At 70.0% G+C, this 23,382-nt stretch carries 19 protein-coding genes; 13 read left to right on the top strand and 6 right to left on the bottom strand.

Going from position 1 to position 23,382, the window contains the following annotated elements; all coding sequences use genetic code 11:
• The first annotated feature begins 1 nt into the window (after position 1).
• The 3 genes from EV699_RS12475 to EV699_RS12465 all read left to right on the top strand — a co-directional run bounded on the left by EV699_RS12475 (position 2) and on the right by EV699_RS12465 (position 3,991).
• Positions 2-793 (top strand): acetoacetate decarboxylase, encoded by a 792-nt coding sequence (locus EV699_RS12475; RefSeq protein ID WP_132543187.1) that lies wholly within the window; start codon positions 2-4, stop codon positions 791-793.
• 67 nt (positions 794-860) lie between these two features.
• Positions 861-1,892 carry a patatin-like phospholipase family protein gene (locus EV699_RS12470; protein ID WP_132543185.1) on the top strand — a complete coding sequence of 344 codons (1,032 nt, stop codon included), beginning with the start codon at positions 861-863 and terminating at the stop codon, positions 1,890-1,892.
• A gap of 11 nt (positions 1,893-1,903) precedes the next feature.
• A complete protein-coding gene (locus tag EV699_RS12465) occupies positions 1,904-3,991 on the top strand; it encodes an FAD-dependent oxidoreductase (protein ID WP_132543183.1) in 2,088 nt (695 codons plus the stop codon).
• A 128-nt stretch (positions 3,992-4,119) separates the two neighbouring features.
• Here the strand turns inward: EV699_RS12465 and EV699_RS12460 are convergent, their stop codons facing one another.
• From EV699_RS12460 to EV699_RS12450, 3 genes are read right to left on the bottom strand one after another with little or no spacing between them, the layout of a single operon-like run.
• Entirely contained in the window at positions 4,120-5,193 is a 1,074-nt protein-coding gene (locus EV699_RS12460) for an isocitrate/isopropylmalate dehydrogenase family protein (protein ID WP_132543181.1), read from the bottom strand.
• 35 nt (positions 5,194-5,228) lie between these two features.
• Entirely contained in the window at positions 5,229-5,654 is a 426-nt protein-coding gene (locus EV699_RS12455) for a cupin domain-containing protein (protein WP_132543179.1), read from the bottom strand.
• Between the two features lie 18 nt (positions 5,655-5,672).
• Positions 5,673-7,043 (bottom strand): NAD-dependent succinate-semialdehyde dehydrogenase, encoded by a 1,371-nt coding sequence (locus EV699_RS12450; RefSeq protein WP_132543177.1) that lies wholly within the window; start codon positions 7,041-7,043, stop codon positions 5,673-5,675.
• 474 nt (positions 7,044-7,517) lie between these two features.
• On the opposite strand from EV699_RS12450, the gene EV699_RS12445 reads away from it, so the two are divergent.
• From EV699_RS12445 to EV699_RS12430, 5 genes are all read left to right on the top strand, one after another.
• Positions 7,518-8,435, top strand: a complete 918-nt coding sequence (locus EV699_RS12445; protein ID WP_132543175.1) for a GntR family transcriptional regulator — start codon at positions 7,518-7,520, stop codon at positions 8,433-8,435.
• A gap of 59 nt (positions 8,436-8,494) precedes the next feature.
• Positions 8,495-8,617 (top strand): hypothetical protein, encoded by a 123-nt coding sequence (locus tag EV699_RS20440; RefSeq protein WP_279389410.1) that lies wholly within the window; start codon positions 8,495-8,497, stop codon positions 8,615-8,617.
• 180 nt (positions 8,618-8,797) lie between these two features.
• Positions 8,798-9,415, top strand: a complete 618-nt coding sequence (locus EV699_RS12440) for a glycoside hydrolase family 19 protein (protein ID WP_132543173.1) — start codon at positions 8,798-8,800, stop codon at positions 9,413-9,415.
• Positions 9,416-9,433: 18 nt separating this feature from the next.
• Positions 9,434-10,234, top strand: a complete 801-nt coding sequence (locus EV699_RS12435) for an SPFH domain-containing protein (protein WP_132543377.1) — start codon at positions 9,434-9,436, stop codon at positions 10,232-10,234.
• A gap of 88 nt (positions 10,235-10,322) precedes the next feature.
• A complete protein-coding gene (locus tag EV699_RS12430) occupies positions 10,323-12,098 on the top strand; it encodes a SulP family inorganic anion transporter (RefSeq protein ID WP_132543171.1) in 1,776 nt (591 codons plus the stop codon).
• 33 nt (positions 12,099-12,131) lie between these two features.
• Here EV699_RS12430 and EV699_RS12425 read toward each other — a convergent pair whose 3' ends face one another.
• Positions 12,132-13,058 carry a LysR substrate-binding domain-containing protein gene (locus EV699_RS12425; RefSeq protein ID WP_132543169.1) on the bottom strand — a complete coding sequence of 309 codons (927 nt, stop codon included), beginning with the start codon at positions 13,056-13,058 and terminating at the stop codon, positions 12,132-12,134.
• A 154-nt stretch (positions 13,059-13,212) separates the two neighbouring features.
• On the opposite strand from EV699_RS12425, the gene EV699_RS12420 reads away from it, so the two are divergent.
• From EV699_RS12420 to ppc, 4 genes are all read left to right on the top strand, one after another.
• Positions 13,213-14,301 (top strand): tartrate dehydrogenase, encoded by a 1,089-nt coding sequence (locus EV699_RS12420; protein WP_132543167.1) that lies wholly within the window; start codon positions 13,213-13,215, stop codon positions 14,299-14,301.
• A 145-nt stretch (positions 14,302-14,446) separates the two neighbouring features.
• Complete coding sequence (locus tag EV699_RS12415; RefSeq protein ID WP_132543165.1) at positions 14,447-15,790, top strand: dicarboxylate/amino acid:cation symporter; 1,344 nt, start codon at positions 14,447-14,449, stop codon at positions 15,788-15,790.
• 71 nt (positions 15,791-15,861) lie between these two features.
• Positions 15,862-17,061 carry a glycerate kinase gene (locus tag EV699_RS12410; protein WP_132543163.1) on the top strand — a complete coding sequence of 400 codons (1,200 nt, stop codon included), beginning with the start codon at positions 15,862-15,864 and terminating at the stop codon, positions 17,059-17,061.
• Between the two features lie 4 nt (positions 17,062-17,065).
• Complete coding sequence (ppc, locus tag EV699_RS12405) at positions 17,066-19,903, top strand: phosphoenolpyruvate carboxylase (protein WP_132543161.1); 2,838 nt, start codon at positions 17,066-17,068, stop codon at positions 19,901-19,903.
• A 198-nt stretch (positions 19,904-20,101) separates the two neighbouring features.
• Here ppc and EV699_RS12400 read toward each other — a convergent pair whose 3' ends face one another.
• Both EV699_RS12400 and EV699_RS12395 read right to left on the bottom strand, forming a co-directional pair.
• Positions 20,102-21,361, bottom strand: coding sequence for a cyanate transporter (locus tag EV699_RS12400; RefSeq protein WP_132543159.1), 1,260 nt, complete (start codon positions 21,359-21,361; stop codon positions 20,102-20,104).
• A gap of 4 nt (positions 21,362-21,365) precedes the next feature.
• Positions 21,366-22,001: an ankyrin repeat domain-containing protein gene (locus tag EV699_RS12395; RefSeq protein WP_424450034.1), complete on the bottom strand. Its 636-nt coding sequence runs from the start codon at positions 21,999-22,001 to the stop codon at positions 21,366-21,368.
• A gap of 507 nt (positions 22,002-22,508) precedes the next feature.
• Here EV699_RS12395 and EV699_RS12390 point away from each other — a divergent pair.
• Positions 22,509-23,363, top strand: a complete 855-nt coding sequence (locus tag EV699_RS12390) for a LysR family transcriptional regulator (RefSeq protein ID WP_132543157.1) — start codon at positions 22,509-22,511, stop codon at positions 23,361-23,363.
• Positions 23,364-23,382: the final 19 nt, after the last annotated feature.

Raw genomic sequence — 23,382 nt, 5'->3', positions numbered from 1 at the left:
CATGAACCGCAACGCCATCCTCGACGCCGCCGCGATGCCGCCCGCGAGCCCCAGCTACCCGCGCGGGCCGTACCGCTTCGTCGACCGCGAATACTTCATCGTCACCTACGAGACCGACCCCGCGGCGATCCGCGCCGCGCTGCCCGAACCGCTCGAAGCGGTCGAGGAGGCGGTGGTCCACTACGAGTGGATCCGCATGCCCGACAGCCAGGGCTTCGGCGACTACACCGAGTCGGGGCTGGTGATCCCCTGCCGCTTCGCCGGCGAGCGCTGCAACTTCACGCTGCAGATGTACCTCGACGACGACCCGCCGATCGCCGCCGGGCGCGAGATATGGGGCTTCCCGAAGAAGCACGCCAAGCCGCGCCTGGAGGTGCGCACCGACACCCTCACCGGCACGCTGCACTACGCCGGCGAGCTCGTGGCGATGGGCACGATGCACTACAAGCACCACACCTGCGACGCCGAGCGCGCGCGGCAGACGCTGTCGCGCACGCAGGTCAACCTCAAGCTGATCCCCGGCGTCGACGGCCGCCCGGCGATCGCGCAACTGGTCGGCTACAACCTCACTGACATCGCCGTGAAGGGCATCTGGGCCGGCGACGCGCGCCTGCACCTGGTGCCGCACGTCAACGCCCCGGTCGCCGACTTCCCGGTGCGGCGCATCGTCGGCGCGACCCACCTGGTGGCCGACCTGACGCTGCCCTACGGCCGCGTGCTGCACGACTACCTGTTCGATGAACGCGCGCCGCGCAGCGGCACGGCGCACGCGCACACCTCGGCCCCGCGCTGAGCCGGCGCGGGTGCGGCCGGCGGCCGCACCCGCCGCTCTCGCCACCACCTTGCAGGAGGGTCCGGCCATGACCGCCAACCCCGATTTCGGACTTCGACGCATCAACATCGCGCTGCAGGGCGGCGGCGCGCACGGCGCCTTCACCTGGGGCGTGCTCGACCGGCTGCTGGAGGACGGGCGCATCGCCGTCGACGCCATCAGCGGCACCAGCGCCGGGGCGATGAACGCCGCGGTGCTGGCCTCGGGCCTCGCCAGCGGCGGGCCCGCCGGTGCGCGCGCCGCCCTCGACCGCTTCTGGCGCAGGATCGCCGACGCCGCGCGCCTCGGCCCGCTGCAGCCGTCGTGGATGGACCGCATGCTCGGCACCGGCAACCTCGACTGGTCGCCGCTGTGGTTCATGTTCGACACGATGACGCGCTTCTTCTCGCCGTATGAACTCAACCCGATGAACGTCAACCCGCTGCGCGACGTGCTCATCGACGTGGTGGACTTCGAGCGGCTGCGCGCCAGCACCGACGTCAAGCTGTTCCTGTGCGCCACCAACGTGCGCCGCGGGCGCATCCGCGTGTTCGAGACCGCCGAGATCACCGCCGACACGGTGCTCGCCTCGGCCTGCCTGCCGTTCCTGTTCCAGGCCGTGGAGATCGACGGCGAGCACTACTGGGACGGCGGCTACATGGGCAACCCGCCGATCTACCCGCTGATCTACAACGCCGACAGCCGCGACGTGCTGATCATCCGCATCAACCCGATCGAGATCCCCAAGGTACCGACCACCGCGCGCGAGATCCTCGACCGCGTCAACACGCTGTCCTTCAACTCCTCGCTGATGCGCGAGATGCGCGCGATCGACTTCGTCACCAAACTGATCGACCAGGGCGCGCTCGACCCCGCGCAGTACAAGCGCATGCGCATCCACAGCATCGACGCCGAGGAGCGCATGGCGAAGCTCAGCGTGTCGAGCAAGCTCAACGCCGACTGGGGCTTCCTGCAGGAGTTGCGCGCGCTCGGCCGCGAGCGCGCCGACGCCTGGCTCGCGCAGCACTTCGACGACCTCGGCGAACGCTCGTCGGTGTCGATCGCCGACGTCTTCCTGTGAGGGCCGCCACCATGTCCGCTCCCCTCGCCATCGACCCCGGCGCGCTGCGCAGCCTGCGCGAGCGCCGCTACGCCCGCGGCCTGCATCGCGCCGCGAGCGGGCTGCGCGCCGGCGAAAGCCTCGTCTGGCCGTGGCTCGACCTCGCCGTGCGCCTGTGGCTCGCGCAGGCCTTCTTCGTCTCCGGCCTGCTCAAGCTCGCCGACTGGAACACCGCGCTCGCGCTCGCCACCCACGAGTACCCGGTGAGCTGGCTCGCGCCGGCCACCGCCGCGCTGCTCGGCGTGATCGTCGAGACGGTGTTCCCGGTGCTGCTCGCCGCCGGCCTGCTGACGCGCCTCGCCGCGCTGCCGCTGCTCGCGCTGACGCTGGTGATCGAGTTCGAGTACCGCGCGCTGCCCGAGCACCTGGTGTGGGCGCTGCTGTTCGCCGGCTACGCGATCCGCGGCGCCGGCCCGCTCGCGCTCGACCACCTGCTCGCCCGCGGCCTCGGCAGCACCGCGCTGCCGCTGGTGCGCCCGCTGCTTGCGCTGGGGCAGGCGCTCACCCGCACCCTCGGCCCGCTGTGGTGGCTCGCCGCGCGCGCCGCGCTCGCCTGGGCGCTGTTCGCCACCCATCCCGGCTCGGCGCCGCACGCCGCGCTGGCGGTGCTGCTGGTCGTCGGCCTCGCCACCCGTCCGCTCGCGCTGCTCGCCGCCGCCGCGACCGTGTACCTGCCGGGCCTCGTCTGGCTCGCCGCCCCCGCCGCGCTGCTCGCGGTGCGCGGCGCCGGCGTGCTGTCGGCCGATGCGCTGCTCGCCGCCCTGCTCGCCCGGCGCTTCCCGGCGCTGCGCCGCGTGCCCGAGGCGGAACTCGAGACCCTGCCGCAGGTGGTCATCGTCGGCGCCGGCTTCGGCGGCCTCGCCGCGGCGCGCGCGCTCGCCGACGCCCCCTGCCGGGTGACGGTGATCGACCGGCGCAACTACCACCTGTTCCAGCCGCTGCTGTACCAGGTCGCCACCGCCGCGCTGAACCCCGCCGACATCGCCACGCCGATCCGCGAGCTGCTGCGCGACCAGGACAACGCCCGCGTGCTGCTCGGCCAGGTCAGCGGCGTCGACCGCGAGCGGCGCGAGGTGATCGTCGACGGCGCGCGGCTGCGCTACGACCAGTTGATCCTCGCCACCGGCGCGCGCCACAGCTACTTCGGCCGCGACGACTGGGAGCCCTACGCGCCGGGGCTGAAGAAGATCGACGACGCCACCGCGATCCGCCGCCGCATCCTGCTCGCCTTCGAGCACGCCGAGACCTGCGCCGACCCGGTCGAGCGCACCCGCCTGCTGACCTTCGTCGTCATCGGCGGCGGCCCGACCGGCGTCGAACTCGCCGGCGCGATCGCCGAGCTGGCCCGCCACGGCCTCGCCGAGGAGTTCCGCCACATCGACCCCGGCGCCGCGCGCGTGGTGCTGATCCAGGCCGAGCCGCGGGTGCTGCCGACCTTCCCGCCGGCGCTGTCGACGGTGGCGCGGCGCGATCTCGAAGCCCTCGGCGTCGAGGTGCTGACCGACTCGCGCGTCGAGCAGGTCGATGCCGACGGCGTGCTGGTCGGTGGCCACCGGCTGTGGTCGCGCACGGTGTTCTGGGCCGCCGGCGTGATGGCCTCGAAGGCCGCGCAGTGGCTCGGCGCCGAGGCCGACCGCGCCGGCCGGCTCAAGGTCGGCCCCGACCTCTCGGTGCCGGGCCTGCCCGAGGTGTTCGCGATCGGCGACACCGCCGCCGCCGACGCCTGGGACGGCCGGCCGGTGCCCGGCCTCGCGCCGGCCGCCAAGCAGGGCGGCGCCTACGCCGCCGCGGTGATCCGCGCGCGCCTCGAAGGCCGCCCCGCCCCGGCGCCGTTCCGCTACCGCCACCTCGGCAGCCTCGCCACCGTCGGCCGCCAGTCCGCGCTCGCCGACTTCGGCAAGCTGCGCCTGTCCGGCGCGCTCGCCTGGTGGCTGTGGGGTCTGGTCCACGTCGCCTTCCTCAGCAGCGCCCGCAACCGCGTCGGCGTGGCGCTGCAGTGGCTGTGGGCCTACCTGACCTTCCGCCGCGGCACGCGGCTGGTGACCGGCACCGAGGACTGACCCGGCCGCCTGCGGCGCCTGCCAGGGAAGGCGCGGCGCAGGCGGGGCAGCGCCACGGATGGCGGAACGCCCCGGACATCACGCGCGTGCGGCCCCACCGCACAGTCCACGGGGCCGCCCGGGCCCCGTCAGCCCCGCTGCAACTGCCCGGCGACGGCCAGGCCGAACGCCCGGGTCCCCAGGGTTCCCCCCAGGTCGGGGGTACGGGTGGCCGGGTTCGACAGGACGGCATCGACGGCCGCCTCGATCGCCTTGCCCGCGTTCTCGAACGCCCGGTTGCCCCGCTGTTCGCCGATCCAGCGCAGGAGCATCGCCGCGGAGAGGATCATCGACGTCGGGTTGGCCCGGTCCCGGCCCTGGATGTCCGGTGCCGAACCGTGCTGCGCCTGGGCGCAGCAGAGACCGTTATTGGCCATCACCGAACCGGCGAGGCCGAGGCTACCCGACAGCTCGCTCGCCAGGTCGCTGAGGATGTCGCCGTAGAAGTTGGTGGCGACCAGCACGTCGAAGCGCTCCGGATTGCGCACCAGGTGCGCGGTCGCGGCATCGACCAGCAGATCGTCCAGCGCGACCAGCGGGAAGTCCCGGGCGACACTGCGCACCGCCTCGAGGAACAGGCCGTCGGTCATGTGGAAGCTGTTCGCCTTGTGGATGGCGGTGACCTTCCGGCGGCGCTTCATCGCCAGCTCGAAGGCACTGCGCGCGATGCGCTCGCTGCAATGCCGGGTGATCTTGCGCACCGCAAGGGCCATGTCCGGGCTCGGCATCATCTCGCCCCAGCCACGGAACATGTTGCGATCGGCGTAGAAGCCTTCGGTGGCCTCGCGCACGATCACCAGGTCCATCGTCCTGCCCGGCTTGAGGTTCGACGGAATGGCGTCGCGCGTGCGTGCGGGGCGGACGTTGGCGTAGAGGTCGAGGCCGACGCGGAAGCCGGCGGAGACGTTGCGGCCACCTTTTTCGGGCTTCGGGTAGTCGGCATGGGAAATCGTCCCGAGCATCAGGCCGTCATAGCCACGCGCCTTCTCCAGCAGCTCGTCGCGCAGCGTGGTCCCGTATTTTTCAAGGCTGACGAAGCCGACGTCGTCGAAGTCGAATGCCAGGCCGAGCGGGAAGCGCCCGTTCGCCGCCTGCAGCACGTCGAGGGCGGAGGAAACGATTTCCGGGCCGATGCCGTCGCCCGGCAGCACGAGGATGCGCATGTCTTGAACTCCAATGGTAGCGTGAAGGAAAAAAGTCAGCGGTTCTGTTCGTGCTCAGCGGATACCGGGCGTGTTTCACCGGTCGCCTGCAGCGTCCGGGTGGCGTCGGGGGAAGCGTAGATCCACAGGATCTTCATCTTCGAGTCATTCGACACATTGCGAAAGCGGTGAACCACGTTCGCTGGAATGAATGTCGTGTCGAGCGGCTTCAGGGGGTGCTCCTGGCCATCGATATCCATGACGGCGGTACCTTCGAGCAATACCACGCTTTCCTCGCAGTTATGGCTGTGGAAAGGGATTGCCACACCCGGATCAAATTCGGTGATGCCGGTGATGAAGCTCCTGGCGCCAATCGGCGGCGATACCAGGGGCGTGGTACGTGCCCCGCCGCCTCGTTCGTAGCGCTCCAGTTCCTCCGGACGGAGAAGGACCGCTGCCGATGGGGTCTTGATTGCTGACATGTGCTTTCTCCTCGCTGCTCAACGGGCCGGCCCGATCCACACCGTCTTGATGTTGGTGAATTCGCGGATGCCGAACTCACCTAGTTCGCGCCCATAGCCAGACTGCTTGATGCCGCCAAAGGGCAGGCGTGCATCGGAAGCAACCAGCCCATTGACGAACACGGCACCGGCTTCAATTCGCCGAACCAGCAGGCCTGCCAGATCAAGGTCTGAGGTCCACAGTGAGGCACCCAGCCCGAATTCAGTCGCATTCGCCAGGCGCACGGCTTCTTCCGCATCGGGAACGCGGATGACTGCCGCCACCGGACCAAAGGTCTCCTCGCAACCGATCGCCATGTCCGGCGTGACGTGATCAATCACTGTGGGTGCATAGAAGGCGCCACCACCTTCGAGTGGTTTGCCACCCATCAGGAGCTTTGCACCAGCCGCCAAGGAGCGCTCAACCTGACAGTGCAGTTCGTCGCGAAGATTTTCACGTGCCATCGGCCCCATCGTGACCCCTGCCTCGAACGGATCACCGACTCGAATCTCTTTGACGTGCTTGCAGAAGCGTTCAACGAATCGATCAGCAACGGACTCTTCAACCAGAAAACGCTTGGAGCAAATGCAGCTTTGGCCGGCGTTGGAGAACCGGGCCTTCGCGGCAGTCTTGGCAGCGAGTTCGATATCGGCATCGGCCAGCACGATGAAGGGGTCCGAACCACCCAGTTCCAGCACCTGCTTCTTCATGGCCCGTCCGGCCTGGGAGGCAACGATTTTGCCCACCGCAGTGGAACCGGTCAGCGTGAGGGCTGCGATCCGCGGATCATCGATCAGACGGTGAACCCGGCTGGAGTCGACAAGGAGAGACCGAACCAGACCATCCGGCGTGCCAGCCTGAAGGAACGCCTGCTCAAGCGCGAGGGCGCACTGCGGCACGTTATTGGCGTGCTTCAGAATCGTGCCGTTACCAGCGGCCAATGCGGGGGCGGCGAAGCGGACGAACTGCCAGAAGGGGTAGTTCCAGGGCATGATCGCCAACACCACACCCAGCGGATCGAAAACGACCTTGCTCTCGGTCGCGTTGCTTGCGACGGGCATATCGGCGAGATGACGAGGGGCGACTTCCGCATAGAAATCCAGCGTCCAGGCGCACTTCTCGATCTCGGCGACGGCCTCGCGGATCGGTTTGCCCATCTCCATGCTGATGAGACGAGCAAATTCATCCTTCCTGTTCCGGAACACCGTCGCAATTTCGCCTAGCAGAGCCGCGCGCTCTGCGAGCGGACGACGCGCCCACGCCTGCTGTGCATCGGCTGCGCTCTGCAACGCAGCGTCAACGTACTCGTCGGTGTGCTCGTCGAACCGGGCAATCGTTTCCCCGGTCGTTGGATTTGTCGAAGCAAACATGGGCAGAACCTTTGTCAAGTGATCGGGTTATGGGACTGGGGATGAGTACGTGGCGCGCCGCATTTCCGCGGCGATGTCCCCCCAAAGCCAGCCGGCGACACCGTTGGACCGACCCTGTACCGCCAACCTGTTTGGTATTTTATAAAAACAAAAAACCATTCGTCAAGCATGGTGCGGCCCACTGGGCACTCGCTGGCGACCCTGTCGGCTCTCCCCGCTTTGCGGGCGCCCATCCCGGGCTGCCACGGCCTCGCGGGCTTAAGAAGCCTGGATCGCCCTGCGTATCGGGTCTGAACCGCCCCTTCAAGGCGCACTCACCCTTGGCTGCCGGCGGCTCCTCGACGCGCGGGGCGCTCCACATCTCTTCGCTCGGTGGGTAGCCTTCTTGGTCATTTGAGATAAAATTATTCCGATTGACGCCCTGCACAAATGTGGCGTGCAGCGCGAAAGCCTTGACCTGCCGTGAGGGTTGCCATGACCAGCCAAACAGCCGATCAACTGATCGCCGCCATCAAGGAACACATCGCCGTTGAACGCTTCGCGCCGGGTACGCGCCTGCCGGAGCGGACTCTGGCCGAACTCTTCCGGGTGTCCCGCACCCCCATCCGGGAAGCGCTCAGGAAACTGGCTGACGAATCCTTCGTCGAGAAGGTGGATGGCGGCGGCTATGTGGTTGGTTCGGCGGCGGGCCAGGAATTGATGCAACTGCCGGAGGAAAACCCGGAGGAAGCGGGTTATCTCCGGATCGCCCAGGACCGATTGTCCGGCGCACTGCCCGAGCGCTTTACCGAGAACGAGATCATGCGCCGGTACGGGCTGACCCGAACCCAGTTGAACAACATCCTGCGGCGCATGACGCAGGAGGGCTGGGTTGAAAGGCTGCTCGGCCACGGCTGGGCATTTCTGCCGACGCTCACCTCTGCAGAGGCCTACGATCAAGGATACCGGTTCCGCATCCTGCTCGAACCCGCCGCCATCCTCGAACCCATGTTCAAGGTGGACAAAAAGGAATTGCTGCGCTGCCGGCAGGAGCAGATGGCACTGCTCGACGGCCACCTGGAGCGGGTCTCGCCCGCGCAGATATTCGACTCGAACAGCCGTCTGCATGAAACCATCGCGGGCTTTTCCGGCAATGCCTTCATTCTGGATGCGTTGCGACGCCTGAACCGCCTTCGCCGCCTGATGGAATACCAGAAGTCGGTCGACCGGGCGGCTTCCGCCCGTCGATGCAGGGAACACCTGACATTGATCGAACTGCTGCTGAACGACCAACGCGAGGAGGCGGCCGATTTCATGCGCCTTCATCTTCGTGACGCGGCGCGGGAAAAATCAGCCGCGAGACAAATGAATCACCCGGCCCCGTCACGGCCGGACATGCCTGACCGCCGGTGACCGATCGAACGCGGGCGGAATCGACGTTCGAATGGGCCCGGTTCAGGATCGAACCCGGGATGGAGCGCGTGATCACCTGCGCGCCGGCGTCAATCTGCAGGTTGGCGGCGGAGCACCAGGGCGAAGCGTCGATCGCCTGGGGCGTCGAAGCTCTGGAAATGCGCTGCCGGAAGGTGCCGTGACGGCACGGCGCACCTGGGCGGCGCACCCACCGGCGCGCGGTCGCGGCGGATTTCGCGGCGCGCCGGGGCTACCTTTACGTCGATCCGCTGACGCCGCACGCCGGTGGCGGACATGCCGGGAGCACCCCGCCCGCTGCCGGCCTCGCCCCGATCGCCACAGTTTTCCAGAAGGACCACACCGTGATTACTGCCGAGACGCTTCGCAAGTTCGCCCCGAAGATCAAGGACCCGGACGTCCACGCCAGCGCGCTGGAGGAGGCGCGGCAGACGAGTTCGGTGAACTCGGCGCGCCGCCTCTGCCACTTCCTCGGGCAGATCTTCGTCGAGACCGGAGGCTTCACCAGCATGGTGGAGAGCCTGCGCTACAAGGACCCGGCACGCCTCGATGCGATCTTCTCGGCGGTGAAGGGGCTCGCGGATGCCAAGGCGCTGATCCAGCGCGGCGAGGAGGCGATCGCCAACCGCGTCTACGCCAACCGCCTCGGCAACGGCGACGAGGCGAGCGGGGACGGCTGGCGCTACCGGGGCTCGGGCTACAAGCAGCTCACCGGCCGCTCGAACTACCGCGACATCGGCAAGATCGTGCGCCTCGATCTCGAAGGCAACCCGGAGCTCGCCCGCGACCCCCGCTCCGCCGCCGCTGTCGCCTTCGCCTTCTGGGACGCCCGCGGCTGCTCGCCGCTCGCCGACGCCGGCGACGTCGAAGGCATCACGGAAAAGATCAACGGCCCGGCCAAGCTCGGCCTGGCGGAGCGCCGCGACGCGACGCTGCGCGCGCTGAGCATCTGGAAGCCCTGAGCGCCGCCGCCCATGGCACTGCAAGCCCTGGCGCCGCAGGACATCATCGCCGCCATCGTCGTCGTCGCAGTCCTGCTATCGGGGCTGCGCATCGCCCAGGAGTACCAGCGCGGCGTCGTATTTCGCCTCGGCCGCTATGTCGGCCTGCGCGGACCGGGCCTGTACTGGATCATTCCGCTGGGGATCGACCGCGCGGTGACGATCGACATCCGCACGCAGACGGTTTCCGCCGAGCAGCAGGAAACCATCACGCGCGACAGCGTCACGGTAAAGCTCAACGCCGTGCTGTGGTACCGGATCACCGATGCCGCCAAATCGGTCATTGCCGTCGCCGACATGCCCGCGGCCGTCTACCAGCTGGCGCTGACCAGCCTGCGCAACTCCATCGGCCAGCACGATCTCGACGAGGTCCTGCAGGAACGCGACAAGATCAACGGCCTGCTGCGCCAGAACATCGCCGGCGCGACGGGCGCGTGGGGGGTCGAGATCGAGCGTTTCGAGATGAAGGACGTGGAACTGCCCGAAGCCATGCAGGAGGTGATGGCGATGCAGGCACAGGCGATTCGCGAGAAGCGCGCCCGCATCATCAAGGCGGACGCGGAACTGGAAGCCTCCAGAAAGCTCGCGGACGCGGCCCAGCAGATGGCGAACAACCCGGTGGCGGTCGAGTTGCGGCGGATGCAGATGCTGACCGAGGTCGGCGCGGAAAATAACAGCACCACGGTGCTGATGATCCCGTCGGATTTCGTGTCGCTCGCGAAGAGCCTCGACGAGTACCTGCGCGAGCGCCGGTCCGCCGACCCGTCCTCCCAGGCATGAACGAGCGGCTCCACGCCGCCTGCGACGCCGATGCCATGTCGCGTTTCGCAGGCACGCCCCCACCCTGACGCTTTCGGTTCGCACCTCCATGACTGCATCCGCCCCCGAACCCGGCCGCGTCGTCCGCCCCGCACGCGCGATGGATCACGGCGGCTGGATGCGCTGGCTGCCCGGCCTCGCCACGCTGCGGAGCTACCCGGCGGCGTGGCTGCGGCACGACCTCGTCGCCGGGCTGGTGATGACGACGATGCTCGTGCCGGTCGGCATCGCCTACGCCGAGGCCTCGGGCCTGCCGGGCATCAACGGCCTCTACGCGACCATCGTGCCGCTGCTCGCCTACGCGCTGTTCGGCCCGAGCCGCATCCTCGTGCTGGGGCCGGACTCGGCGCTCGCCGCGGTGATCCTCACCGTGGTGCTGCCGCTGTCGGCGGGCGACCCGCAGCGCGCGGTGGCGCTGGCCGGGCTGATGGCCGCGGTCTCCGGCCTGGTGTGCATCGCCGCGGGCCTCGCGCGCCTCGGCTTCATCACCGAACTGCTGTCGAAGCCGATCCGCTACGGCTACATGAACGGCATCGCGCTGACGGTGCTGCTGAGCCAGATCCCGAAGCTCCTCGGCTTCTCGGTCGCCGCCGACGGGCCGCTGCGCCTGGCGTGGGGCACGGTCGAGCAGGTGCTCGCCGGAGCCGTCAACCCCACCGCGTTCGCGATCGGCGCCGGCACGCTCGCGCTGATCCTGCTGCTGAAGCGCTGGCCGCGCGTGCCGGGCATCCTGATCGCGGTGGTCGCCGCCACGCTCGCGGTCGAGCTCTTCGGGCTCGCCGGCCGCGCCGGGGTGGCGGTGCTCGGCGCCCTGCCGCAGGGCCTGCCGGCGCCGAGCCTGCCGTGGGTGCGCTTCGATGACCTGGTGCCGATCGTCAGTGGCGGCGTGGCGGTCGCGCTGGTGTCGTTCGCCGACACCAGCGTGCTGTCGCGGACCTACGCGGCGCGGCTGCGCACGCCGGTCGACCCGAACCAGGAGATGGTCGGCCTCGGCGCCGCCAACCTCGCGGCGGCGTTCTTCCAGGGCTTCCCGATCAGCAGCAGTTCGTCGCGCACCCCGGTGGCCGAGGCGGCGGGCGCCCGCAGCCAGCTGACCGGGGTCGTCGGCGCGCTCGCCATCGCGCTGCTCCTGGTGTTCGCGCCCACGCTGCTCGAACACCTGCCGCAGACCGCGCTCGCGGCCGTGGTCATCGCCTCGGCGATCGGCCTGATCGAGGTGGCGGACCTGCGCCGCATCCACCGCATCCAGCGCTGGGAGTTCTGGCTGTCGATGGCCTGCTTCGCCGGCGTGGTCGCGTTCGGCGCGATTCCCGGCATCGCGCTCGCCGTGGTCATCGCGGTGATCGAGTTCCTGTGGGACGGCTGGCGCCCGCACTCGGCGGTGCTCGGGCGCGTCGATCGCGTCAAGGGCTACCACGACATCAGCCGCTACCCGGGCGCGCGGCGGGTCTCGGGGCTGGTGCTGTTCCGCTGGGATGCGCCGCTGTTCTTCGCCAACGCCGAACTGTTCCACGCGCGCGTGCTGGACGCGGTGGCGAACTCGCCACCGCCGGTGCGCTGGGTCGTGGTCACCGCCGAGCCGGTCACCAGCATCGACGTCACCGCCGCCGACGTGGTCTGCGAACTCGACGACGCGCTGCAGGCCGCCGGCATCGCACTGCACTTCGCCGAGATGAAGGACCCGGTCAAGGACAAGCTGAAGCGCTTCGGGCTGTTCGCACGCTTCGGCGAGCGGCCCTTCTTCGCCACCATCGGCGAGGCGGTGGGCGCCTACTGCGCGGCCCATGCCGTGGACTGGGTCGACTGGGAAGACCGCGCGCCGTAACCCCGCGAAGGCGCGCGCCGGGCCACGGCGGCGTCAGTCGATGCCGGACGCGAAGCTCTGGAAGGCCTGGCCGAGGAAGTCGACGAAGGTGCGCACGCGCACCGACAACTGGTGGCGCTGCGGATACACCGCGTAGATGTCGGCGTCCGGCGAACGGTACTGGGGCAGCACGCGCACCAGGCGGCCGCTCTTCAGGTAGCGGGCGATGTCCCACTCGGCGCGCAGCAGAATGCCGTGGCCGTCGAGCGCCCAGGTGACGGCGATCTCGCCGTCGTTGGTCGTCAGGTTGCCGCGCACCTTCACCACCTCCTCCTCGCCGGCAGCGCCGCGCTCCGCCGTCAGCCGCCAGGTGCCGTAGGCGTCGTCGCCCTGGCGGATCGCGATGCAGTTGTGGCGCCGCAGGTCGTCCGGCGCCGCCGGTGCGCCGCGTGCCGCGAGGTAGCGCGGCGCGGCGCACAGCAGCCGGCGGTTCGGCGCCAGGCGCCGCGCGATGACCCGCCCCTCCGCCGGCTCGCCGAAGCGCACGCACACGTCGAACAGGTCCTCGGTCACCGGCGGCGGGCTGACCGACAACTGCAACTGCACGTCCACTTCCGGGTACTGGGCGACGTAGCGGGAGATCACCGGCGCCACGTGCAGGCGGCCGAAGCCCAGCGTCGCGTTGACGCGCAGGAGCCCCTTGGGCGCGCCCTTCGCCGTGCTCAGCAGCTGATTCAGGTCGTCGAGCTCGCCGAGGATGCGGCGGGCGTGTTCCAGGAACACCTCGCCCTCGGGCGTCAGGCTCAGGCGCCGGGTGGTGCGGTTGAGCAGCGGCACGCCGAGGCGCGTCTCGATCTGGGCAAGCCGCTTGCTCACCGCCGGCGTGGTGATGCCGAGCTCGCGCGCCGCCGCGCTCAAGCTGCTGCCCGCGGCGATCGCGACGAAGAAGCCGAGCTCGGCGGGCTGGATTCCGGCGCTCATGCCGCCCTCATCTTTAACTTCAGGTTAACGACGGTTTGACGCCGGGCCCGCGCCGCAGGGGGGTCGGCCCCGTAAGTTGGCGCCCCAGGACCTGCCCCGAACGCACCGCACAGCGGGTCCCCACACGCCACCCCCTGTAGAGAGGAGACAGATCATGAAGACCTATCGCATCGCGACGATCCCCGGCGACGGCATCGGCAAGGAAGTCGTTCCTGCCGGTCAGAAAGTGCTCGAGGCGCTTGCCTCGGCGGGCAATACGTTCCGCTTCGAGTTCGAGAACTTCGACTGGAGCGGCGATTACTACCGCGAGCACGGCGTGATGATGCCCGACGACGGCCTGAACGCGCTGCGCGACAAGGATGCGATCCTGTTCGGCTCGGCCGGCGACCCGGACATCCCCGACCACATCACGCTGTGGGGGCTGCGGCTGAAGATCTGCCAGGGCTTCGACCAGTACGCCAACGTGCGCCCGACCCGCATCCTGCCCGGCATCGACGCCCCGCTGAAACGCTGCGGGTCCGCGGACCTGAACTGGGTCATCGTCCGCGAGAACTCCGAGGGCGAGTACTCGGGCGTCGGCGGCCGCGTGCACCAGGGCCACCCGATCGAGGCCGCGACCGACGTGTCGATGATGACCCGTGTCGGCGCCGAGCGCATCCTGCGCTTCGCCTTCAAGCTGGCCCAGAGTCGGCCGCGCAAGCTGCTGACGGTGGTGACGAAGAGCAACGCCCAGCGCCACGCGATGGTGATGTGGGACCAGATCGCCGCCGAGGTGGCGCGCGACTTCCCCGACGTCACCTGGGACAAGGAACTGGTCGACGCGATGACCGCGCGCATGGTCAACAAGCCGGCCACGCTCGACACCATCGTCGCCACCAACCTCCACGCCGACATCCTCAGTGACCTCGCCGCCGCGCTGGCGGGCAGCCTCGGCATCGCCCCCACCGGCAACATCGATCCGGAACGCCGCTATCCGTCGATGTTCGAGCCGATCCACGGCTCGGCCTTCGACATCATGGGCCAGGGCCTGGCCAACCCGGTCGGCACCTTCTGGTCGGTCATGATGCTGCTCGAACACCTCGGCGAGGCCGCCGCCGCCGCGCGCGTGATGCGGGCCATCGAGCGCGTCACCGCCGACCCGGCGCTGCACACCCGCGATCTCGGCGGCAGCGCCACCACGGCCGAGGTCACCCGCGCGGTCTGCGACTTCATCGCCGCGGACCGCGAGCGGGCCGCCGCCTGACGCCCCCTCCGGCGCCGCCCCCGCGGCGCCGGACGCCCTCCCCGACGGACGCGTCCGGCGTCCGTCGCTGCCACCCCCACCAAACGCGCCGACGAGAGCCGCGGGGGTGCGCTCGTCCCTGACCAACCGAGTTGAGGAGACATCCATGCTGCGTCGTTACTTAGGCAAGCTCTACGTCCAGGTCCTGATCGGCGTCGCCGCCGGCATCCTCCTGGGCGCCCTCCAGCCCACGCTCGCGGCCGACCTCAAGCCGCTCGGCGACGCCTTCATCAAGCTGATCAAGATGGTGTTCGCGCCGGTGATCTTCGCCACCGTCGTGCTCGGCATCGCGCGGATGGAAAACATGAAGGAGCTGGGCCGCGTCGGCATCCGCGCCCTGCTCTACTTCGAGGTCCTGTCCACCTTCGCGCTGGTCCTCGGCCTGATCGTCGTCAACGTCATCCAGCCCGGCCACGGCATGAACATCGACCCGACCCACCTCGACACCAACGCGATCGCCAGCTACACGGCGACCGCCGCCAAGCCGACCGGCTTCGTCGACTTCATGCTCAACCTGATCCCGGCCAGCGTGGTCGACGCCCTGGCGAAGAACGACATCCTGCAGATCCTGGTGTTCGCCACCTTCTTCGGCGTCGCGCTGTCGCACATCGGCCCGCGTGCCAGGCCGGTCGTCGACTTCCTCGACTCCTTCGTGCACGGCATCTTCGCGGTGGTCGGCATGGTCATGCGCCTCGCCCCGATCGCGGCCTTCGGCGCGATGGCCTTCACCGTCGGCAAGTACGGCTTCGGCTCGATCGCGTCGCTGGCGAAGCTGATGGGCACGATGTACATCACCTGCTTCCTGTTCGTGGTGATCGTGCTCGGCGCCATTTCGCGGCTCGCGGGCTTCAGCCTGTGGAAGTTCCTCGTCTACATCAAGGACGAGCTCTTCACCGTGCTCGCCACCAGTTCGTCGGAGTCGGTGGTGCCGCAACTGATGCGCAAGCTCGAGAACGCCGGCGTCTCCAAGCCGGTGGTCGGCCTGGTCATCCCCTCGGGCCTGACCTTCAACCCCGACGGCCAGTGCATCTACTACACGATGGCGGCGATCTTCATCGCCCAGGCGACCAACACCCCGCTGACCCTTACCGACCAGGCGGTGGTCCTCGGCGTGCTGCTGCTGACCTCGAAGGGCTCCGCCGGCGTGACCGGGTCGGGCTTCATCACTCTCGCCGCGACCCTGGCCTCGCTCGGCACCATCCCGGTGGCCGGCATGGTGCTGCTGCTCGGCGTCGACCGCTTCATGTCCGAGGCCCGCGCCATCACCAACACCATCGGCAACGCCGTCGGCACGCTGGCGATCGCCCGCTGGGTGGGCGCGACGGACCAGGCGCGACTCGCCGCGGTGCTCGACGGCAGGTCCGACCCGGAAGACCTGCATGCGCTCTACGAGGAGGACGATGCCGACATGCCGGCCGCCGGTGACGCACACGCCAGGCACGCGGCCTGAACGCAGCGCAGCAGGGCGGCCGGATCCCCCCGGCCGCCCTCCCCCGACCGCTTATTTGGAACAGGACGCACATGAACATCGTCATCGCACCGGATTCATTCAAGGAAAGCCTCAGCGCGCTCGACGTCGCCCGCGCGATCGAAGCAGGCTTCAGGGAGGTGTTCCCCGACGCCCATTACCTCAAGGTACCCGTCGCCGACGGCGGCGAAGGCACGGTCCAGGCGCTGATCGACGCGACCGGCGGCACGCGCCGGACGCTCACGGTGACCGGCCCGACCGGGGCCGCGATCGAGGCCGCCTACGGGCTGACCGAGAGCACGGGCCTCGCCGTCATCGAGATGGCCGCCGCGAGCGGGCTCGAACGCGTCCCCGTGGCAGCGCGCGACCCGCGCGTCACGACGACGTTCGGCACCGGCCAGTTGATCCGCGACGCGCTCGATGCCGGTGCCCGGCGCTTCGTCATCGGCCTCGGCGGCAGCGCCACCAACGACGGCGGCGCCGGCCTGCTGCAGGCGCTCGGCGTGCGCCTGCTCGATGCCGACGGGTGCGACCTCGGCCCCGGCGGCGCGGCGCTCGCGCGCCTCGCCCGCATCGACGTGACCGGGCTCGACCCGCGCCTCGCCGCGTGCCGCATCGACGTCGCCTGCGACGTCACCAACCCGCTGGTCGGGCCGACCGGCGCCTCGGCCGTGTTCGGCCCGCAGAAGGGCGCGACGCCGGCGATGGTCGAGGAACTCGACCGCTGCCTGCGGCGCTTCGCCGAGCTCATCCGCCGCGACCTCGGCAAGGACATCGCCGATATCCCCGGTACCGGTGCCGCCGGCGGGCTCGGCGCGGCGCTGCTCGCGGTGCTCGACGCCCGCCTGCGCCCGGGCTGCGAGGTGGTGACCGACGCGATCGAGCTGGAGCGCCTCGTCGCCGGCGCCGACCTGGTGATCACCGGCGAAGGCCGCACCGACGGCCAGACCCTCTACGGCAAGGCGCCGGTCGGCGTGGCGCGCGTCGCGGCCCGCTGCGGCGTGCCGGTGATCGGCCTGTCGGGTGCGCTGACGCTCGACTCGGCCGCGGTCCACGCGCACGGCATCGACGCGGTGTTCGCCGCGGTGCGCCGCCCCTGCACGGTCGACGAGGCGCTGCGCGATGCCGCCGTCAACCTGCGCAGCGCCGCGCGCAACGTCGCCGCGGCGCTGCGCCTCGGCATGCGCATCGCCGCCCGCGACGAGGCCCGGACCGAGGACGCGGTCCGCCCGCACGAAACCTGCCGCCGCTAGCGGCATGCGCCCGCCCCTTCCACTACCTTGGGCTACCGGTTTACATACCGCCACCGCCGGCACGGGCCGGCGCCCCTTTCCTGGAGACCCGGGCGTGACCGACAAAGACCTGCCTCTTCGCGAAGACATCCGCCTGCTCGGCCGGATGCTCGGCGACACCGTGCGTGACCAGTTGGGCGACGCCACCTTCGAGGTGGTGGAGCGCATCCGCCAGCACTCGGTGCGCTTTCGCCGCGACGACGACCTCGCCGCCCGCCGCGAGCTCGAAGCCACCCTCGACGCCCTGTCGCGCGACCAGACCAACGCCGTCGCGCGGGCCTTCAGCTACTTCTCGATCCTCGCCAACATCGCCGAGGACCAGCACCACATCCGCCGCTCGCGCGCCCACCTGCTGGCCGGCTCCAGCCCCAAGGAAGGCAGCCTCGCCCACGCGCTGCAGGCGGTCCTCGCCGCCGGGCTGCAGGCGGGCGATCTCGCCGCCTTCTTCGAGGACGCGCTGATCTCGCCGGTGCTCACCGCCCACCCCACCGAGGTGCACCGCAAGAGCATCCTCAACTGCCAGCTGGTGATCGCGCAGCTGCTCGACCAGCGCGACCGCATGGCGCTCACCCCCGAGGAGGCCGCGGCCAACGAGGAGGCGCTGCGCCGCGCGGTGCTGACGCTGTGGCAGACGCGGATGCTGCGCATCACCAAGCTCTCGGTGCTCGACGAGGTCAACAACGGCCTGTCGTACTTCGACTACACCTTCCTGCGCGAGCTGCCGCACCTCTACGCCAACATCGAGGACAGCCTCGCCGCGCAGGACGGTGCCTGGGGCGCGCTGGAGCTGCCGAGCTTCCTGAAGGTGGGCAGCTGGATCGGCGGCGACCGTGACGGCAACCCCTTCGTCACCGCCGAGGTGCTGGAGGAGGCCCTGGCGCGCCAGGCCACCGTGGCGCTGGAGTTCTACCTCGCCGAGGTGCACACGCTGGCCTCGCAGCTGTCGCTGTCGCAGATGCACGTGTCGGCCTCCGAGGCGCTGCTCGCGCTGGCGGTGCAGGCGCAAGATGTCTCCCCCCACCGCAGCGACGAGCCCTACCGGCAGGCGCTGTCCGGCGTGCATGCGCGCCTCGCCGCCACCTACCGCGCGCTGCTCGGCCGCGACCCGGTCGGCGCCGGCCTGCAGGCGGCCGCGCCCTACCCCGACGCCGAGGCGCTGGCGGACGACCTCGAGGTGATCCACCGCTCGCTGCTGACCAACGGCTCGGCGGCGCTGGCCCGCGGCCGGCTGCGGCGGCTGCGCCGCGCGGTGAAGACCTTCGGCTTCCACCTCGCGCCGATCGACCTGCGCCAGAACTCCGACGTGTTCGAGCGCGTGGTGGCGGAGCTGCTCGAAGCCGCCCGCCCCGGCACCGCCTACACCGCGCTCGACGAGGAGGGGCGCATCGCGCTGCTCCTGGAGGAGCTGTCGACCGCGCGCCCGCTCGCCTCGCCGTTCGTGCCGTACTCCGACGAGACCGCCGGCGAGCTCGCGATCTTCCACGCCGCCCGCCGCGCCCACCGCCGCTTCGGCAGCGCCGCGCTGCCGCACTTCATCATCTCCAAGACCGACGGCGTCTCGGACATGCTGGAACTCGCGGTGCTGCTGAAGGAGGCCGGCATCCTGCGGCCGCTGGAGCAGGCGCTCGATGCCCACATCGTCCCGCTGTTCGAGACCATCGGCGACCTGCAGGCGGCGCCGGCGACGATGGAGCGGCTGTTCTCGCTCGAGCCCTACGCGCGGCTGCTGGCCTCGCGCCGCCACACCCAGGAGGTGATGCTCGGCTACTCCGACTCCAACAAGGACGGCGGCTTCCTCACCTCGGGCTGGGAACTCTACAAGGCCGAGATCGAGCTGGTCCGCGTGTTCCGCGCCCACGGCCTCAGGCTGCGGCTGTTCCACGGCCGCGGCGGCAGCGTCGGCCGCGGCGGCGGGCCGAGCTACCAGGCGATCCTCGCCCAGCCGGGCGGCGCGGTGCAGGGGCAGATCCGCCTGACCGAACAGGGTGAGGTGATCGCCGCCAAGTACGCCAACCCGGAGGTCGGCCGGCGCAACCTCGAGGTGCTGGTGGCGGCCACGCTGGAGGCGACGCTGCTCGCCGGCGAGGCCGCGGCACCGCGGGCGGCGTTCATCGACGCGATGCAGGCGCTGTCGGACCACGCCTTCCGCGCCTACCGCGCGCTGGTCTACGAAACCCCGGGCTTCGAGCAGTACTTCTGGGAATCCACGGTGATCGCCGAGATCGCCCAGCTCAACATCGGCTCGCGCCCGGCCTCGCGCAAGAAGAGCACCGCCATCGAGGACCTGCGCGCGATCCCCTGGGTGTTCTCGTGGGCGCAGTGCCGGCTGATGCTGCCCGGCTGGTTCGGCTTCGGCGCCGCGGTCGCGGCCTTCCTCGCCGAGCGCGGCGAGGAGGCCGGCATGGCGCTGCTGCAGCAGATGCACCGCGAGTGGCCGTTCTTCGCCACGCAGCTTTCGAACATGGACATGGTGCTGGCCAAGAGCGACATCGCCATCGCCAGCCGCTACGCCGCGCTGGTGAAGGACGCCGCGCTGCGCGAGGCCATCTTCGGGCGCATCCGCGCCGAGCACGGCGCCACCGTCGCCGCGCTGCTGCGGATCACCGGCCAGGCCGAACTGCTGGACGCCAACCCGCTGCTGAAGCGCTCCATCCGCAACCGCTTCCCCTACCTCGACCCGCTCAACCACGTGCAGGTGGAAATGCTCCACCGCTACCGCGAAGGCCACCAGGACGAACGCATCCGCCGCGGCATCCACATCTCGATCAACGGCATCGCGGCGGGGCTCAGGAACAGCGGCTGAGCCGGGACCGGGCGAGCCGCACGGGTGGGTGCAGGCGTTCCCGGGGACGGAAGCGACGGGAACGCGCTCACGCCAACGCCCGGCGGGCGCGGCAGCGGCGGGCTCCGGAGAGGCTGACCCGACGGGACCGCGGGCGGCGCACGGACGCCTGAGGGGGATGCCGCCGCCAACCCCCGCGGCACCCGCCGTGCCGCCCGCTCAGGCCCGATCGCAGAGTGCCGGCAGGGGCGAGGGCGTCGCGGCGGCGGGCCCATGAGCGGCGTCCGCCCCGCCCACGCCCATCGCGCGCGCATAACCGGCCGGCGCCAGGCGGACCATCAGCACCGCCACCACGGTGATGCAGCACAGGTGCAGCATCCAGCCCGCGACGAAGCCACCGGTGCGGTCGTGGAGCAGCGCCACGATCCACGGCGGAATGGCCGCGATCAGGAAGCCCCCGCCCTGCATCAGCGCCGACAGCGCGCCGGCCTGCGCGGGATCGGGCAGGTGGTCGAGCGCGACGACCATCGACAGCGCGAAGCAGCCGCCGAGCCCGGCGCCGACCACGACGGCCCACAGGAGCGGCGCCGCGTCCGGCCAGAAGGCGAGCCCGGAAAAGCCGCTCGCCTGCATCGCCAGCGTGAGCCACAGCCAGGGGCGTCGATCCGTCCCCTTGTTCGCCAGCACCGGCAGCAGCAAGGCCGACAGCGCCTGGCTCATCGCCATCACCGCCAGCAGGCCGCCGCTGGCGGCGCTCGTCCACCCGTGCGCCTGGTAGGACGGCGACAGCCACGCCACCGCCGACGAGTAGCCGCCGTTGACGAGGCCGAAGCACGCCATCAGCAGCCAGGTGCGCGGGCGCTTCAGGAACGCGAGGGTCGGTCCCCTGCCGCCGGCGCGGACCTCATCCCGAGGCAGGCAGCACGCGGCCATCAGGGCCGCGACGAGCGCCGGCAGCGCCAGCCACGCCAGGCCGATGCGCCAGCTTCCCGACGCGTTGGCAACGAGCGGCGCGAGCTGCGCACCCACCGCGCCGCCGCCCATCAGCATCGACGAATAGAGCCCCATCACCAGTGCCACGTGCTGCGGGAACTGGCGCTTGATGATGCCGGGGAACACGGCCTGCACGATCGCGACCCCGAGGCCGAGCAGCACCGCCGTACCCACCAGCATCCACCCGGCCGACGCGAACAGGCGCAGCGAGGAGCCGAGCGCGAGCACCGCCAGCGCGCCGACGACCGCGCGCCGCGCGCCGATGCCCCGCTGCAGCGACGGGCCCGCGAAGGCGCCGCAGCCCATCAGCAGCATCGGCACCAGCGTCAGCAGCGCCATGCCCTGCAGGCCGAGCCCGGTTTCCGCGCTCACGCTGGCGGCCAGCGGGCCGACCCCGGTCAGGAACGGCCGCAGGTTGAGGCCGACGATCACGACGACCGCCAGCAGCAGCGGGCTCGCCGCCGCGCCATGTCCCGTACGTGCCATGGCGCTAGCGGGCGCCGGCCGCGACGAGGCGCTTTTCGATCGCCTCGTAGCCGCGGTTGCGCGCATGCTGAAGTGGCGTGACGCCTTCGCGATCCGCCAGATCGACGTTCGCCTTCGCCGCCAGCAGCAGATCGACGATCCGCTGGTGCCGGGAACCACCATCCCCGAGGATGATGGCCTCGAGGAGTGCCGTCCAACCAAGGTCGTTGACGTGATCGACGTCCACGCCCGCCTCGATCAGCGTGCGCACGGTTTCGACGTGACCGCGTTCCGACGCGGGGATCAACGCCGTTCCGCCGAAGCGGTTGATGCTCTTGAGATCGGCGCCATGGGCGAGCGTCATCGTGAGGATTTCGAGGTGACCGCGCGCGCCCGCATAGAGGTACGGGCTGTCGTGGATGTCGTCCCGGGCATTGACGTCGGCGCCCGCCTCGATCAGGGCCTGTGCCGCATCGATCCGGTTGCCGTGGGTCGCGACCAGCAGCGCCGTGCGCCCCCGCCCGTCCCGGGCATCGATGTCGGCCCCCGCCGACAGGAGATCGCGAATGGCGGCGGCGTCGTTACGGGCGGCCGCGGCATGCAGCCCGCTTTCGTTCACGGACGGTCCCGCCGCAAGCCCGGGCGGGACAGCGGCCACCAGCAGGATGCCGGCAATGACGGAAAAAGCCTTCCGCACGGTTCACCTCTCAAGCGTCGAGTTCGATCGGCTTTCGGCGATACCACGAGGCCGCCTTCAGGCGGCGCGCGTCCGGCCTGATCGCAGCGATTGCGCAGGTTTCGTCGAATGCCCGTTTCAGGTGCCCCGCGGGAGCGGGAAGAACTTTAGCCGAAGGCCAAGCCATTCAGAAATTAAATGTTTGGATAAATCCGATTAAGCTTTCAGATGCTGATTTTTTAACACCAACGCTGCGGGCACGCGCCTGCCGCACAAAACCCGCGCATTACGAACGGCGACCGTCAAATCACGCATTGGCGGGACCCGATCGAGGGGATTTCGCAATGTCGAACCGGGTCGCGCCATATCACCGCGCGACGGCCCGATCGCCGTGAAAGCGGTATTCCAGGGTCCCAACCGGCAATGGATGCGCATTGCGCCATTACCAGTCGGCATGTATAAGCCAATCCCATTCACGATCTTGATGGCACCATGCTGGATCCCCGCCTCCTCCGCGCTTTCGTCACCATTGCCGATGCCGGCAGCTTCACGCTGGCGGCGGAGCGCCTGCACATGACGCAATCGACCATCAGCCAGCAGCTCGGCCGGCTCGAACAGGCGGTGGGGCGGGAGCTCATCGACCGGGCCGCCCGCCCGGTGCAGCCCACGGCGTCCGGCGAACGGCTGCTGGGCTATGCACGCCGCATCCTGGCACTCCAGCAGGAAGCACAGACCCTGCTCTCCGACCCCGCCGGCACGAGCTCCATCCGCATCGGCGTAGCGGATGACATCGTCACCGCGAGGATGGCCAGGACGTTCGCGCGCTTCTCCGAACAGCATCGCGAAGTGCGCCTCGACGTGACGACGGGCCTCAGCCGCGATCTCACCAGGCGCTTCCGCGCCGGTGAATTCGACATCGTGGTCGTCAAGGAGCCGACCGCGAGCGCCGACCACCGGGCGTCCTTCCCCGAAGCCATCGGATGGTTCGAAAGCCTCGACGCCCCGGTGCAATGGCCGGACCCGATCCCGCTGGTCGCCTTCCCGCCGGGCGGGCTCTATCGCGAAGACATGTTCGAGCGCATCGAACGCGAGCGCCGGCACTGGTACATCGCCTTCACCGCCACCAGCCTGACGAGCGTGCTCACCGCGGTGGAGGCCGGCATGGGCATCTCCCTGGTGCCGACGGGCATCACCGGGAATTTCAAGGTCCGCCCGGCGGCTTACGGACCCGGACCGGCCATGGTCGTTTCCCTCTACTCCTGGGAAACCGCAGGCCCGATCGCCGAACTGGCCCAGGTGATGACCACCGTCCTGGTCGAGCGCTACGAATCCTCCGCCCGGGCGTGAGCCGAAGCACATCGGATGC

Origin of the sequence: Plasticicumulans lactativorans (genome assembly GCF_004341245.1) — a bacterium.
Classification (GTDB): Bacteria; Pseudomonadota; Gammaproteobacteria; order Competibacterales; family Competibacteraceae; genus Plasticicumulans_A; species Plasticicumulans_A lactativorans.
The sequence above is the reverse complement of the archived record's forward strand: the minus strand, read 5'-3'. Positions and strand labels throughout refer to the sequence as shown.